This window comes from Serratia sp. root2, assembly GCF_031931805.1.
Lineage (GTDB): Bacteria > Pseudomonadota > Gammaproteobacteria > Enterobacterales > Enterobacteriaceae > Serratia > Serratia inhibens.
This window is the reverse complement of sequence record NZ_JAUJXB010000001.1, coordinates 147,704-162,311: the sequence shown is the minus strand read 5'-3', so window position 1 is coordinate 162,311 and position 14,608 is coordinate 147,704. Positions and strand designations below refer to the sequence as shown.

General features: G+C 56.9%; 16 protein-coding genes. 3 read left to right on the top strand and 13 right to left on the bottom strand.

Annotation, left to right across the window (positions count from 1 at the left end; genetic code table 11):
* The first annotated feature begins 157 nt into the window (after positions 1–157).
* The 3 genes from yfcG (at position 158) to QZQ97_RS00800 (ending at position 2,205) form a co-directional block, all read left to right on the top strand.
* The gene (yfcG, locus tag QZQ97_RS00810) at positions 158–787 is read left to right on the top strand and encodes a GSH-dependent disulfide bond oxidoreductase (protein WP_311991826.1); all 630 of its coding nucleotides are present in this window, start codon (positions 158–160) and stop codon (positions 785–787) included.
* A gap of 104 nt (positions 788–891) precedes the next feature.
* A complete protein-coding gene (gene folX, locus QZQ97_RS00805; protein ID WP_006317046.1) occupies positions 892–1,263 on the top strand; it encodes a dihydroneopterin triphosphate 2'-epimerase in 372 nt (123 codons plus the stop codon).
* Positions 1,264–1,290: 27 nt separating this feature from the next.
* Positions 1,291–2,205, top strand: coding sequence for a TIGR01777 family oxidoreductase (locus tag QZQ97_RS00800; RefSeq protein ID WP_311991825.1), 915 nt, complete (start codon positions 1,291–1,293; stop codon positions 2,203–2,205).
* 42 nt (positions 2,206–2,247) lie between these two features.
* Here the strand turns inward: QZQ97_RS00800 and hisP are convergent, their stop codons facing one another.
* The 13 genes from hisP to QZQ97_RS00735 form a co-directional block, all read right to left on the bottom strand.
* The gene (gene hisP, locus QZQ97_RS00795) at positions 2,248–3,021 is read right to left on the bottom strand and encodes a histidine ABC transporter ATP-binding protein HisP (protein ID WP_006317049.1); all 774 of its coding nucleotides are present in this window, start codon (positions 3,019–3,021) and stop codon (positions 2,248–2,250) included.
* A gap of 17 nt (positions 3,022–3,038) precedes the next feature.
* The gene (locus tag QZQ97_RS00790; RefSeq protein ID WP_311991824.1) at positions 3,039–3,743 is read right to left on the bottom strand and encodes an ABC transporter permease; all 705 of its coding nucleotides are present in this window, start codon (positions 3,741–3,743) and stop codon (positions 3,039–3,041) included.
* Positions 3,740–4,426, bottom strand: a complete 687-nt coding sequence (locus tag QZQ97_RS00785) for a histidine ABC transporter permease HisQ (RefSeq protein ID WP_004947330.1) — start codon at positions 4,424–4,426, stop codon at positions 3,740–3,742. The genes QZQ97_RS00790 and QZQ97_RS00785 overlap by 4 nt, the downstream gene beginning before the upstream one ends.
* Positions 4,427–4,511: 85 nt before the next feature.
* Positions 4,512–5,294 (bottom strand): histidine ABC transporter substrate-binding protein HisJ, encoded by a 783-nt coding sequence (gene hisJ / locus QZQ97_RS00780; protein ID WP_006317052.1) that lies wholly within the window; start codon positions 5,292–5,294, stop codon positions 4,512–4,514.
* Between the two features lie 302 nt (positions 5,295–5,596).
* Entirely contained in the window at positions 5,597–6,169 is a 573-nt protein-coding gene (locus tag QZQ97_RS00775) for a UbiX family flavin prenyltransferase (protein ID WP_013813906.1), read from the bottom strand.
* A 132-nt stretch (positions 6,170–6,301) separates the two neighbouring features.
* Positions 6,302–7,819 (bottom strand): amidophosphoribosyltransferase, encoded by a 1,518-nt coding sequence (gene purF, locus QZQ97_RS00770; protein ID WP_311991823.1) that lies wholly within the window; start codon positions 7,817–7,819, stop codon positions 6,302–6,304.
* 21 nt (positions 7,820–7,840) lie between these two features.
* The gene (cvpA, locus tag QZQ97_RS00765; protein WP_006317057.1) at positions 7,841–8,341 is read right to left on the bottom strand and encodes a colicin V production protein; all 501 of its coding nucleotides are present in this window, start codon (positions 8,339–8,341) and stop codon (positions 7,841–7,843) included.
* A 233-nt stretch (positions 8,342–8,574) separates the two neighbouring features.
* The gene (gene dedD, locus QZQ97_RS00760) at positions 8,575–9,360 is read right to left on the bottom strand and encodes a cell division protein DedD (protein ID WP_311991822.1); all 786 of its coding nucleotides are present in this window, start codon (positions 9,358–9,360) and stop codon (positions 8,575–8,577) included.
* Positions 9,361–10,626 carry a bifunctional tetrahydrofolate synthase/dihydrofolate synthase gene (gene folC / locus QZQ97_RS00755; RefSeq protein WP_311991821.1) on the bottom strand — a complete coding sequence of 422 codons (1,266 nt, stop codon included), beginning with the start codon at positions 10,624–10,626 and terminating at the stop codon, positions 9,361–9,363. It lies immediately after the preceding gene.
* A 208-nt stretch (positions 10,627–10,834) separates the two neighbouring features.
* Positions 10,835–11,743 (bottom strand): acetyl-CoA carboxylase, carboxyltransferase subunit beta, encoded by a 909-nt coding sequence (gene accD, locus QZQ97_RS00750; protein ID WP_004947349.1) that lies wholly within the window; start codon positions 11,741–11,743, stop codon positions 10,835–10,837.
* A gap of 234 nt (positions 11,744–11,977) precedes the next feature.
* Positions 11,978–12,640: a DedA family protein gene (locus QZQ97_RS00745; protein ID WP_006317062.1), complete on the bottom strand. Its 663-nt coding sequence runs from the start codon at positions 12,638–12,640 to the stop codon at positions 11,978–11,980.
* 93 nt (positions 12,641–12,733) lie between these two features.
* Positions 12,734–13,555: a tRNA pseudouridine(38-40) synthase TruA gene (gene truA / locus QZQ97_RS00740; protein ID WP_311991820.1), complete on the bottom strand. Its 822-nt coding sequence runs from the start codon at positions 13,553–13,555 to the stop codon at positions 12,734–12,736.
* Positions 13,555–14,565, bottom strand: a complete 1,011-nt coding sequence (locus tag QZQ97_RS00735; protein ID WP_311991819.1) for an aspartate-semialdehyde dehydrogenase — start codon at positions 14,563–14,565, stop codon at positions 13,555–13,557. The genes truA and QZQ97_RS00735 overlap by 1 nt, the downstream gene beginning before the upstream one ends.
* Positions 14,566–14,608 lie beyond the last annotated feature (43 nt).

Below are 14,608 nucleotides of genomic sequence, written 5' to 3'. Positions count from 1 at the left end.
ACTTGTGGATATAGCATCAGACGAATCTCACATAGCCTGCTATTCTTAGCTGCTATTGTTGGTAACGCTATAGCAAGATCTCCGATATACCTTTGTGCGCGGCGAAGACCGCGGCAACGTGTAATGACTTACAGATCACTTTACCGCAGGAGGCACCATGATTGACCTGTATTACGCGCCCACTCCCAACGGTCACAAAATTACCCTGTTCCTGGAGGAGGTAGGCTTACCTTACCGTATCCACCGCGTAAATATCAGCGCCGGCGACCAATTCAAGCCGGACTTTCTGAGCATTTCACCCAACAACAAAATCCCGGCGATTGTCGATCAACAACCGGTTGATGGCGGTGCGCCCATCAGCCTGTTCGAATCCGGCGAAATCCTGCTGTATCTGGCGGAGAAAACCGGCAAGTTGCTGAGCAAAGGGCTGCGCGAGCGCGCCGCCACGCTACAGTGGCTGTTCTGGCAGGTGGCGGGTTTTGGGCCCATGCTCGGGCAGAATCACCATTTCAACCATTACGCGCCGCAGCCGGTGCCTTACGCCATCGAGCGTTACCACCTGGAAACCAAACGCTTGTATGGCGTGCTGGAAGCCGAGCTGCAAAAACACCCGTATCTGGGCGGCGACAACTACAGCATCGCCGATATCGCCACCTATCCCTGGGTGGTTTCGCATCCGCGCCAGCGTATCGATCTGGCGGATTATCCGGCGGTGCGCAACTGGTTCGAACGCATCAGCAACCGCCCGGCGACCGAGCGCGCCTATAAGCTGGCCGAGCAGGGTTAACCACCCGACTCCCCGGCCTCCGGGGAGTTTCTCCCGGTTCATTATCTTTTCCCTACTTTCCGTGTATCCTGAGCGCCAATAATCAGACCTGTGGAGACTCTCTGATGTCATTCAGTCAACCCGACGCCATTATTCGTATCAAAAATCTGCGGTTGCGTACTTTCATCGGTATCAAGGAAGAAGAAATCAACAATCGCCAGGACATCCTGATTAACGTGGCTATCCACTACCCGGCGGATAAGGCGCGCAATAGCGAAAACATCGACGACGCGCTCAACTACCGCACCATCACCAAAGCGATCATCCGCCATGTTGAAGATAACCGCTTCGCCCTGCTGGAAAAATTAACTCAGGATGTGCTCGATATCGTGAAAGAACATGCCTGGGTAACCTATGCTGAAGTAGAGATCGATAAACTACTGGCCCTGCGTTATGCCGACTCGGTTTCCATGACCATGAGTTATCGCCGGGGCTGACACAATAGAGTATCAGGGAGGTTGACCATGCGGATCCTGATCACCGGCGCCACGGGATTGATAGGGAGTAGCCTGACGCAGCGGCTGCTGAGTCTGTCTCACTCAATCACGGTACTGACCCGTGACGTACAACGTGCGCGTGAACGGTTTGGCGAACAAGTCAGCTACTGGTCAACATTGCAGGACCAAACGTCTCTGGATGGCATTGACGCCGTGATCAACCTGGCCGGTGAGCCTATCGCCGATAAACGCTGGAGCAAGGCGCAGAAAGAGCGCCTGTGTCACAGCCGTTGGGATCTGACCGAACGGTTAGCGGCGTTGATTAACGCCGGCAGTTCACCCCCTGGCGTGCTGATTTCCGGTTCCGCCGCCGGCTACTATGGCGATCAGGGCCAGGCGGTGGTCACCGAAGATGAAGCTCCACATGACGAATTCACCCATCAACTCTGCCAACGATGGGAATCCCTGGCGCTGCAAGCGCAAAGCGAGGCGACCCGTGTCTGCCTGCTGCGCACCGGCGTGGTGCTGGCAAGCAAAGGCGGAGCGCTGGCGAAAATGCTGCCGCCTTTCCGTCTGGGGTTGGGCGGGCCGATAGGCAACGGTCGCCAATATCTGCCCTGGATACATCTGGACGACATGGTCAACGGCATTCTCTATTTGCTGGAGCACGCTACCCTGCAGGGACCTTTCAATATGGTCGCTCCCTACCCGGTACATAACGAACAATTCGCAGCCCAACTCGCCAACGTGCTCGATCGTCCGGCATTTTTGCGCATGCCGGCATTCGCCATGCGTTTACTGATGGGGGAAGCGGCGGTGTTGGTCCTGGGCGGTCAACGGGCGGTGCCGAGACGGCTGGAAGAGGCAGGTTTCAGTTTCCGTTTTCTGGAACTGGAACAGGCGCTGGATGACGTTATCAATCAACGGAGCGACAAGCGCTGAGGAGAATGCCGGGGCCAGGCAGAACCGGCCCCAGGCAAGGGGTTATTTTAAAGCGCCGGAAAGGAACTGCTGCAGGCGCGGGCTTTTTGGATTGCCGAACAGCTCAGCCGGTGGCCCCTGCTCTTCAATAAGCCCCTTATGCAGGAAAATCACGTGGCTTGAAACATGGCGCGCAAACTCCATCTCGTGCGTCACCACCACCATGGTTTTCCCCTCTTCCGCCAGCTTCTGCATGATGCGCAGCACTTCTCCCACCAGCTCCGGATCCAGTGCCGACGTCGGTTCATCAAACAACAGCACCTCCGGCTCCATCGCCAACGCACGGGCAATGGATACGCGCTGCTGCTGGCCACCCGACAGATGCACCGGGTATTTGCCGCGCGCGCGTTCGTCGATGCCCACCTTATCCAGATAACGCACCGCGCGCTCGCGCGCTTCGGCCTTGCTCAACCCCAGCACCTGCACCGGCGCTTCCATCACGTTCTCCAGCACCGTCATGTGGCTCCACAGGTTAAAGTGCTGGAACACCATGGTCAGACGTGTACGCAGCAATTGCAGCTGTTTCTTGTCAAACACCTTCAGTTGGCCGTCTTTGTCGCGCACCATGCGGATATCTTCATTGTTCAGGCTGATGGAGCCTTCGCTGGGTTTCTCCAGGAAGTTAATGCAGCGCAAAAAGGTGCTTTTACCGGACCCCGAAGATCCAATGATGCTAATCACATCCCCTGCGTTCGCCGCCAGTGACACGCCTTTCAGTACTTCGTGTTCGCCATAACGCTTATGCAGTTCAGTGACGGCTAATTTATTTTCAGACATGGTTTTCCCCGTCATTATCAGTGATTAACGTGCGCCATCCAGCGTTTTTCGGCCTTGCGGAACAGGCTGATCAACCCGTAGGAGATCACCAGATACAGCACCGCCGCGATGCCGAAGGCATAGAACGGCTGATAGGTCGCCGCGTTGATATCTCGCGCTATCTTCAACAAATCCGGCACGGTGGCGGTAAATGCCAGCGCCGTGGAGTGGAGCATCAGGATCACTTCGTTGCTGTAAGCCGGCAGTGCGGTACGCAACGCCGAAGGCAGAATGATACAGCGGTACATTTTGAAGCGAGAGAAACCATAGGCACTGCCCGCCTCAATTTCACCGTGCGGCACCGCGCGGATCGCCCCGGCGAAGATCTCGGTGGTGTAGGCGCAGGTGTTCAGCGTCAGCGCCAAAATGGTGCAGTTAAGCCCACTGCGGAAGAACGCATTGAGGAAATCGGTACCCCGCACGATCTCCAGGCTGTACATCCCCGAATAAAACACCAACAGCTGCACATACAGCGGCGTGCCGCGGAATATGTAGGTGTAGAGCCACACCGGAAAACGCACCCAGGAGATTGAGGAAACGCGCGCTACCGCCATCGGTATCGCCAGCAGGCCCCCCATCACCACCGATGAGATCAGCAGCCACAGCGTGACCGCCACGCCGGTGAAACGGTAACCGTCGCTCCACAGCAGCGATTCCCAATACTGTTGCAAAATCTCGATCATAATTCGGCCCTCTTGACGCCCAATGAATAACGCCGTTCAAGCCACAACAACACGCCATTGGAAACGGTGGTGAAAATCAGATAAACCACACCGGCCACTATCGCAAAGAAGAAGGGTTGATAAGTACCTTTGCCGGCCAGTTGAGTGGCTTTCACCACGTCGTTCAAACCCAGAATCGACACCAGCGCCGTCGCCTTGAGGATCACCTGCCAGTTGTTGCCGATGCCCGGCAGGGCAAAACGCATCATTGCAGGGAACAAAATGCGGCGGAAAATCTGCGAGCCGGAGAAACCGTAGGCGGTGGCCGCCTCGATTTGCCCCTTCGGCACCGCCATATAAGCGCCGCGAAAGGTTTCCGTGAAATAGGCACCATAGATAAAGCCGAGGGTGATAATCCCCGCGCTGAGCGGATCGATATCAATTTGCGAGAAACCGAGCAGTTCTGTGAGGTTGTTCAGCGCAATCTGCAGGCCGTAGAAAATCAGCAGCATCAGCACCAAATCAGGCACGCCGCGGATCAGCGTGGTATAGGCGCCAAACAGCGTAGAAAGCAGGCGGTTATGGGAAAGCTTGCCGCCGGCGCCGATCAAACCAATCACCAGCGCCAGCAGTACGGAACTGAGGGCCAGTTCCAGTGTCACCAGAGCACCCTCAAATATCAGTTGGGAATAGCCTTGCAGCATCTACTTCACCCTGTCGTCATTGGAGCCCGAACCATCGGGGCCAGCGAACTGACCCCGTAGTCACACCATGGAACGGTACGTGGGATTAACCGCCGTAGACGTCAAAATCGAAGTATTTTTTCGCAAACTTGTCGTAAGTGCCGTCTTTGCGCATGTCGGCAAAGGCTTTATCCAGCGCCGCCTTCAGCTCGGTATCGGTCTTGCGCAGCCCCATGCCGGTGCCCACGCCAAAGAACTTGTCATCTTTCACCGATTCACCGGCGAAAGCGTAATCCTTGCCCGGAGGCTGCTTCAGGAAACCGTCGCTGCCCGCCACTTCATCCTGGAAGGCGGCATCAATGCGGCCGGATGCCAGGTCGGCATACACCAGATCCTGGTTCTGGTAAGGCACCACGGTGATGCCCTTAGGCTGCCACATGGCGTTCGCATAGGCTTCCTGGGTGGTGCCCTGCAGCACGCCCACGCTCTTGCCTTTCAGCGCGTCTACGGTTGGCAGCAGCTTCGAGCCTTTCGGCGCGATCAGGCGGGCGTTAGCGGCGTACAGCTTGTCGGTAAAGGCAATTTCCTGCTGGCGTTTTTCGGTGATCGACAATGAAGAGATGATGGCGTCAATTTTCTTCGCCTTCAGAGAGGGGATCAGCGCGTCAAAATCGCTTTCCACAAAGGTACATTGGGTATTTATGCGTTTGCACAGCTCTTTGGCCAGATCGATATCAAAGCCGACCAACTCACCTTTGGCATTTTTGGATTCAAATGGTGCATAGGTCGGATCGGTACCTATCTTCAGCGTTGATGGCACTGCGGCAAATGCGCTGCTTACTGCGCTCAAAGCCAAGACTAAAGGAAGAACCTTAACCAGCTTTTTCATAAATTACCCTCAAATTGATTTTTTTGATGCCACTGCGGGCATTACTTTCCCACCAAATCAATTTGCAGTAATCGTGCCACATTTGTTGCGGTAGGCGGAGGGAACGGCTCCGGCCTTCACAAAACTGTTTCCTGGGACGATAACCGCAAAAATAAATCGGCCAGTCGGGGCCGCGTCACGGGCAATGGCAAAATGCCAGAGCCTTGAAACAGTGAGCGTGATGGAGTGGGATCATTATGGTGCATGTGCCGCCCTAATTCAGTGCGGTGTTGCACAAATGTGCCAAATTGGGGATAAATTTGTTAATTGGAGCCTTGCCAACGGGTGAACAAATCTTTCGGTAATTCAATGTCGAACTGATCGACCACCCGATTCACGGTTTGATCGATGATGTCATCGACGCTTTTCGGTTGGTGATAAAACGCCGGTACCGGTGGCATGATCACCGCGCCCATTTCCGCCGCCTGCGTCATCAGGCGCAAATGGCCTATATGCAACGGGGTTTCACGCACGCACAGCACCAGCCGACGGCGTTCCTTCAGTACCACATCGGCGGCGCGCGTCAGCAGGCCGTCGCTATAACTATTGGCGATGCCGGATAAGGTCTTGATTGAGCAAGGTAATATCACCATACCCAGGGTTTTGAACGAACCGGAAGAGATGCTGGCACCGATGTCGCGCGCGTCATGTACCACGTCGGCCAGCGCCTGCACTTCTCGCAGGCCGAGTTCGGTTTCCAGCGACAGCGTCTGCCGCGCCGCGTTGCTCATCACCAAATGGGTTTCCACCTCTGCGACGTCGCGCAATGCCTGCAACAGGCGCACGCCGTAGATTGCGCCGCTGGCGCCGGAAATACCGATGATGAGTCGTTTCATAAAGCGGGCCTCTGCCGAAGAGAAAGTAGGATCAGGCAGACTTTGCCGGAATGGCGGAACATAAGCAAGTCAGGGGGAGGATAATGCACCGCGACAAACGCCGCGGTGCACCTTTTTGGCTAGCGCTGGGGCTTAACCTTCGTTATGCATTTCCAGATTTTCTGCTTCGGTCTGGCCACGCATCGCCTTGGCGTCGTCGTTACGCAGCGATTCCAGATACTCGAGATAGCTCTGGTCTACGTCTTTGGTGACATAGATGCCGTTAAACACCGAGCATTCGAACTGGCTGATGTCCGGGTTCTCTTCACGTACCGCTTCGATCAGATCGTCCAAATCCTGGAAGATCAGACCGTCGGCACCGATGATCTGGCGGATTTCATCCACTTCACGGCCGTGGGCAATCAGTTCGTTGGCGCTTGGCATATCAATGCCGTACACGTTTGGGAAACGAATTTCCGGCGCAGCGGAAGCCAAATAAACGCGTTTCGCCCCGGCGTCACGCGCCATCTCAACGATTTGTTCGGACGTGGTGCCGCGCACGATGGAATCATCCACCAGCAGCACGTTCTTGTCGCGGAACTCGGCGCGGTTGGCGTTCAGCTTGCGGCGTACCGACTTACGGCGCGCCTGCTGGCCTGGCATGATGAAGGTACGGCCAACATAGCGGTTCTTCACAAAGCCCTGGCGATACGGCTTATCCAGGATACGCGCGATTTCCAATGCGATATCGCAGGAGGTTTCCGGGATCGGGATCACCACGTCGATGTCCAAGTCTTCCCACTCGCGGGCAATCTTCTCGCCCAGCTTCTGCCCCATGCGTACACGGGCGCTGTAGACCGAAATCTTGTCCATAAAGGAGTCTGGACGGGCGAAGTAGACGTATTCGAACAGGCACGGGTTGGTTTTCGGGTTCTCTGCGCACTGGCGGGTGAACAGTTGGCCCTTCTCGGTGATGTACACCGCTTCGCCCGGCGCCACGTCGCGCAAGAATTCAAAGCCCAGGGTATCCAGCGCCACGCTCTCGGAAGCCACCATATACTCGCAGCGACCGTCTTCAAGCTGGCGTTTGCCGATCACCAGCGGGCGAATGCCGTTCGGGTCGCGGAACGCCAGCAGACCGTGGCCGATGATCATCGCCACGCAGGCGTAGGCACCGCGCAACTGCTGATGCATGGCGGCAACGGCGGTAAAGATGTTGTCTGATTCCAGCGGGTAGTCCTGGAAGCGGTCCAGCTCACTGGCCAGTACGTTCAGCAGGATCTCGGAATCGGAGGTGGTGTTGACATGGCGACGGCCGCTTTCAAACAGCTTTTGGCGCAGCTCATGGGCGTTGGTCAGGTTGCCGTTGTGGGCCAGCGTAAGGCCGAACGGCGAGTTTACATAAAATGGTTGAGCCTCTGAGGCACTGGAGCTGCCAGCCGTCGGGTAGCGCACATGGCCAATACCCATGTTGCCCTGCAAGCGCTGCATATGGCGTGCCTCGAACACATCCTTCACCAGACCGTTCGCTTTACGCAGACGGAACCCGTTATGGGCATCTATGGTGACGATGCCTGCGGCATCCTGGCCACGGTGCTGAAGCACCATCAACGCATCATAAATCGACTGGTTTACCGGCATAAAACCGGCGATACCGACAATACCGCACATGTTGTCTTTTCCTCATCAGCGCTACCGCCCCGGTAAATGGGTCGGTAAGAAACTCGACGTGCTCTGCAGGTAGTCAAAGAACCACCTGATGATATAACTGAACTGGGGAATGAGCTGTGACTGTTTCCAGTCGTCACTTTGCGAGAAGCCGGTAAAGGTATCCAGGAAAAACAGTATCGCCGAAACGATCAACACGCCGCGCAGTGCGCCGAAACAGACGCCCAGCACCCGGTCGGTGCCTGATAACCCGGTTTTCTCTACCAGTGAGCTAATCACATAGTTAACAATAGCTCCTACGATCAGGGTCGCGATAAACAAGATGGCAATCGCGATGCCGTTTCGCACCAGTTCATCTTCAAAACGAGTGAAGTAGACCGCAAGGTAAGAGTAGAAATGGCTGGCAACAAAAAACGCACATCCCCATGTCACAAGTGACAATGCTTCGCGAACAAACCCTCGGATCAGGCTCACCAGAGCCGAAAATCCAATCACCGCTATAATGACGTAATCAATCCAGACCATGAACTATTCCAATGATGAATCGCCCCTGCATCCAATTCGCGGCGAATTCTAACAGAAAAAGAAAACGTTTGCGTAGGGGATTTCCCAGCGCGCAACAAATAAAAAACGGCGATAAAAAAATTCTCAATCGCCGCGCCGACATAGGCCATTTTGCCTGTGAAAGGCACATTTTTAATAGTGATTACACCAGCACTCATCGATTCGGGGGCACAGCATGCTGTGCCCCACTCCTGTCAACGTGCGCCGTAGGGCTTCACCTGCCCGCTCAAACCGCTGATGGAGTTCAGCGCAGACAACGAAGACTGCAGCTTCTGTTTGGAAGCGTCCGGGCCAACGTAGATCCGGGTGATTTGCCCCTGTACCGGCGTTGACGGCACGGTGAAGGCACGATAGCCGGACAGCCTGAGCGACGCCACGACCTCATTCACCTTGGCGGCATTCTTCAGCGCACCCAGTTGCACCACATAAGCCTGCCCTGCCGGCGCTTTCTCTTCCGCAGCCGGTTTCGGCTCCGGTTTAGGTTCTGGCTTCGGCTCAGGTTTGGGTTCCTGTTTAACTTCCGGGATAACCTCAGGCTTCGGCTGAACAACCGGTTTCGGTTGCTGCACCGGTTTTGGCTTCACTTCCACCGGCTTGGTTTCGACCGGTTTGGTTTCGACCGGTTTGGTTTCAACCGGCTTCGGCTTCGGTTGCTGTACCGGGCGAGTTTCGACCGGCGGCGCAACCTGAACCGGCTGTTGCGCCGTCTGGCGTACGGCCTGCTGCGAGGCCGCTTCGTTCGCCGCCTGTTGCTCAACCAACGCGCCCGCCCCTTCCGGCGGCTGCGCCGGCAAAGACTGGGTTACCGGCGGCACCGCGTCGTTTTCCTCTACGTCTCCCGGTTTTGGCACCAGGGGAATGGCCGCGAACTCATCCTCGTAATGTTTCTTTTTTCCATCCAGCAGCCCTGGCAGGATAATGACCCCCAGTGCGACCAGAATGACGGTTCCTACCAATCGGTTTTGAAATTTGCTTGCCACTCACACTCCCCGCATCTCGTCTAACGCCGCCATCACATGCGCAACGGTGTGGAACGATCCACAGACGATCACAATATCCTGAATATCAGCGTCCTGCATAGCCTGACGCCAGGCAGTTTCGACATCGGCAAACTGCCGCGGTTCCGTCAAATGTTGCGCCAACGATTCAACGCTGGCACCACGCGGCCCTTCCAGCGGCGCGCAATACCATTCATCTACCTGCTCGCTCAGGCAAGCCAGCGTGCCGGCGATGTCTTTATCCGACAGCATACCCACTACGGCGCGCACTTTGCCGCCCTTGCGCGGCAGCTTCGCCAAACGCCCGGCCAGATAGCCTGCGGCGTGCGGGTTATGTGCCACGTCGAGGATCAGCATCGGATCCTGTCGCACAATCTGGAAGCGCCCAGGCAGCGTCGCTTGCTGCAGGCCGGTGAAAATAGCCCGCTCATCGATTTCCAATGCGGAATAGTGCAACGCCGCCAACGCGGTCGCAGCATTGGCTAACGGGACGTTGGGCATCGGCAGGTCGGTCAGCAGCGTGCCGCCGCCTTCCCACTGCCAGCGTTCGCCCTGTTCGCTGAAAGCCCAGGCTTCGCCACGACGATACAACGTCGCGCCCAGTTTTTCCGCCACCTCGCGGATGCTGGCAGGCATATCCGGCTCGCCGACCACTGCCGGCTTGCCGCCGCGGAAAATTCCGGCCTTCTCGCGACCGATGCTTTCGCGATCGTTGCCCAGCCAGTCGGTATGATCCAGCGCGATGCTGGTGACCACCGCCACGCTCGGATCGACGATGTTGGTCGCATCCAGGCGGCCGCCAAGGCCAACTTCCAGGATCACCACGTCAAGCTTAGCCTGTTTGAACAGTTGCAGCGCCGACAGGGTGCCGAATTCGAAATAGGTCAGTGAGGTTTCACCCCGGCCCGCCTCAATGGCGGCGAACGAGCGGCTATGCTCCGCCTCGCTCAGCTCATCGCCCTGAATGCGGACGCGCTCGGTATAACGTACCAGGTGCGGCGAGCTGTAAACGCCAACGCGCAGACCGGCCGCCATCAGAATGGCTTCCAGAGTCCGGCAAGTCGTGCCTTTGCCGTTGGTGCCGGCAACGGTGAACACCGTCGGTGCGGGAGTGAGTAAATCAAGATGCGCCGCAACGCGCTGTACGCGTTCCAGGCCAAGCTCGATCGCCTGGCTGTGCAGACGTTCAAGATAATAAAGCCACGAGCTCAATGGCGACGTGGCTTGGGGAATTTGGTGGTTTTGCATGAGTCCCATCACTGATTGGGTTCATTGATCCATCAGGGCACCCCCCTCACCGCGGTAAAGGCGATGCTCTCCGTAACACCCGTCACCTTTCAAGCCACAGCGGGTTGACTGCAACGTGAAATTCATAGGGCATATCAGCCGGCACTTAGCCACAAAATGGCGGCTGAACCCCGCGCGGGCTTGCGCCTGCACGGGGGACTTTTTTGCCTCAGGCGTCGGCCTGATTTTCCTGTGCGACTACCGGCTCTGCCTCATCGAAATGCGGCTGCGGCTGGTTGGTCAGCTTGGAAAGGATACTCGCCAGAGTGCGGCGCATTTCCGGGCGGCGCACGATCATGTCGATGGCGCCTTTTTCAATCAGGAACTCGCTGCGCTGGAAGCCCGGCGGCAGTTTTTCACGCACGGTCTGCTCGATAACGCGCGGGCCGGCAAAGCCGATCAACGCTTTCGGCTCGGCGATATTGATGTCGCCCAGCATCGCCAGACTGGCGGAAACGCCGCCCATGGTCGGGTCGGTCAGAACCGAAATGTACGGCAAACCGCGTTCCTGCAGTTTCGCCAGCGCTGCGCTGGTCTTCGCCATCTGCATCAGCGACATCAGCGCTTCCTGCATACGCGCACCGCCACTGGCTGAGAAACACACCAGCGGGCAGTTGTCTTCCAGCGCCTGTTCAACCGCGCGCACGAAACGCGCACCGACCACGGAAGACATGGAACCGCCGATAAAGGCGAATTCGAAAGAAGCGGCGACAATCGGCATGCCGTACAGCGTGCCTTTCATGACGACCAACGCATCTTTCTCGCCGGTCGCTTTCTGTGCGGCAACCAGGCGATCTTTATACTTTTTGGAATCCTTGAACTTCAGAACGTCTTTCGGCTCCAGTTCGCTGCCCAGTTCTACCTCACTGCCCTCGTCGAGCAGGGTATGCAGACGCATGCGCGCAGTCATGCGCATGTGGTGGTCGCACTTAGGACACACTTCCAGATTACGTTCCAGCTCGGCGCGATAGAGAACCTGACCGCAGCTGTCACATTTGGTCCAGACCCCTTCAGGAATGCTCGCCTTACGGGTTTGTGTAATATTGCTCTTGTTAAGAATTCGTTCAATCCAGCTCATCGATGACCTTTCTGTTTGAACCTGACGGACACCCGTCCGCTGTTCATGCTTTAACAATCCCCCCGCAGACAGACCCAATGAAAAAGTGCCCGAGCAAAACGCGACAAACGCGTGACCGAGGCACTGTCTTCAGGGCTTGTTCGCGAGAACAGACCATAAATGTCGCTCATTAAACCATATCGACCCGACACTGTGGATAAAAAACTGGTCGAACCGACAGGTTAAGCGATGTTTTTACTGTTTTTGCTGGCGGGCAGCCGCACGCTTATGGCGCCAGATTTCAATGATGCCCGGCAAAATTGAAACCAGGATGATCGCCACGATCAACAGTTTCAGGTTTTCCTGCACGATCGGCAAATCGCCGAAAAGGTAGCCAGCATAAGTGAAGAGCAGCACCCAAACCAGCGCGCCAATCACGTTGTAGGCAGCAAAATGACGGTAGGACATCTTCCCCATACCGGCGACGAACGGCGCAAATGTACGCACGATCGGCACAAACCGCGCCAGAATAATCGTTTTCCCACCGTGTTTTTCATAAAACTGATGGGTTTTATCCAGATAGCTGCGGCGGAAAATTTTCGAATTCGGATTACTGAACAGCTTATCGCCAAACAGCCGGCCAATAGTATAGTTCACCGCGTCCCCGAGGATCGCAGCCCCTACCATCAGCGCAACCATGGTATGCACATTCAGATCGTTAGTCGGCAGCGCCGCCAACGCACCGGCGACGAACAGCAGAGAATCCCCCGGCAGGAAAGGCGTGACCACCAGCCCGGTTTCGCAAAACAGGATCAGGAACAAAATGGCATAGACCCACATGCCGTATTGCGCGACCAGCTCGGCCAGATGCACGTCAATATGCAGAATAAAATCAATCACAAACTTGATGATGTCCATAGGTTCTCTCTTTTTACCGGGTGTCTCACCCACCCGGCAGATGTACAAGGGAGCAACGCGTCAGGCGCGCCGGCGTCTAATCGTCAGCTAAAACTAATCGTCGGGTAAAAACAGCGGCCCCATCGGCGGCCGGGGCAGACCAAAATGCTCAGGGTAATCGACGGAAACCAGATACAACCCTTCGGCGCGCGCCGTCGCCGCAGCCAGATTCCTGTCCTTCAGCGCCAGCAGTTCTGCCATCCAGTTCTCATCCCGATTGCCGCAGCCGATTTCCATCAGGCTACCGACAATATTGCGCACCATATGGTGCACAAAGGCATTCGCCTTAATATCTACCACGATATACTCGCCGTAGCGCGTAACCTTAACGTGTTTTACGTTACGCCATGGCGTGCGCGACTGACATTGCACGGCGCGGAACGACGTAAAATCGTTCTCGCCCAGCAGCGCCTGCGCCGCCCTTTCCATCCGTTCGGCATCCAGCGGGTGATAAAAATGGGTCATCCCCTGCTGCAACACCGCCGGGCGGTAGCGGTGGTTATAAATGATGTAGCGGTAGCGACGCGCGGTGGCGCTGAAACGCGCATGAAAATCCTCGGCCACGCCGGCCACCCAACGTACGGCAATATCCGGCGGCAGATGGGTATTTACCCCCATCGTCCAGGCCGCGTCCTTGCGTTGCGCAGTGGTTTCAAAATGCACCACCTGGCCGGTCGCGTGCACACCGGCGTCGGTACGCCCGGCGCACAATACCGCGATCGGCGCATTTGCCACTTTGCTCAGCGCCTGTTCCAGACAGGCCTGAACGCTGGCGACTTCCTGCTGACGCTGCCAACCGTAGTAACGGCTGCCGTCATATTCAATCCCCAGCGCGATTTTTAACTTCGGCTGGATGGGCAAGACAACTTCAGACATCAGTACATCTGCTCCTGCACCAGACGTTCTGCGGTTTCGATCGCCATCAGCGCGCCGCCGAAGCGCACGTTGTCAGCCACCGACCAGAACTGCAGGATTTCAGGAATGCCGTAGTCATTGCGCAAACAGCCGACGCTCAACGCATCGCTGCCGGACGCTTCCGTTACCTGAGTAGGGTAGTCGTCTTCTTCGCTCAGTTGGATATCATCCACCTGCTCCAGTTCGCTGCGCGCTTCTTCGGCAGACATCGGGCGCAGCGCTTCCAGGTGAACCACTTGCGCATGGCCGTAGAATACCGGCGACTGCACGCAGCTCACGGAAATCGGCAGCCCTTCGTCCTGCAGGACTTTGCGCACCTGATCGACAATCAAACGTTCTTCGCGCACGCTGCCCTGCTCGTCGGCCAGCAACGGCAGCAAATTGAACGCCAACTGCTTGGCGAAAACGCCCGCTTCAGCCGGAATGCCGTTCAGCAGGCGCGCGCTTTGGCCGGCCAGATCGTCGACCGCCACTTTGCCGCGAGCCGATACCGACATCAGGGTGGTGACGTGCAGACGGGAAAGCCCGGCCTGTTCGGTCAAAGGTTTGATCGCCGTCAGCAGTTGGCTGACCATGCTGTCGGCCACGGCGACGATATTGCGGTTGCGATAATCCGCCAGCACCTGCGGGTTCACGCCAGGCACCACCAGGGGGACGTCCGGCTCCAGCGCAAACAGGCCGCTGGTGTCGATCACCAGGCAGCCCATGTTGCCGGCTTCTTCCGCATAGCGGGCCGCCGCCTCGGTACCGGCGACAAAGAACGCCAGCTGTGCCTGCGACCAGTCGAATTCTTCCGCTTTTTGCACCAGCACCGACTTGCCGTTGAAGCGTACCGTTGCCCCGGCGCCGCGTTCACTCGCCAAAGGATAGAGTTCGCCCACCGGGAACTGGCGTTCCTGTAATAATTCCAGCAACGCTTCACCTACCGCGCCAGTGGCGCCGAGCAGAGCGATATTCCAGCCGTCAGACATTGGGTTTCTCCAGAGTATTCATTTAAAAAGCAGACGGGCAGTG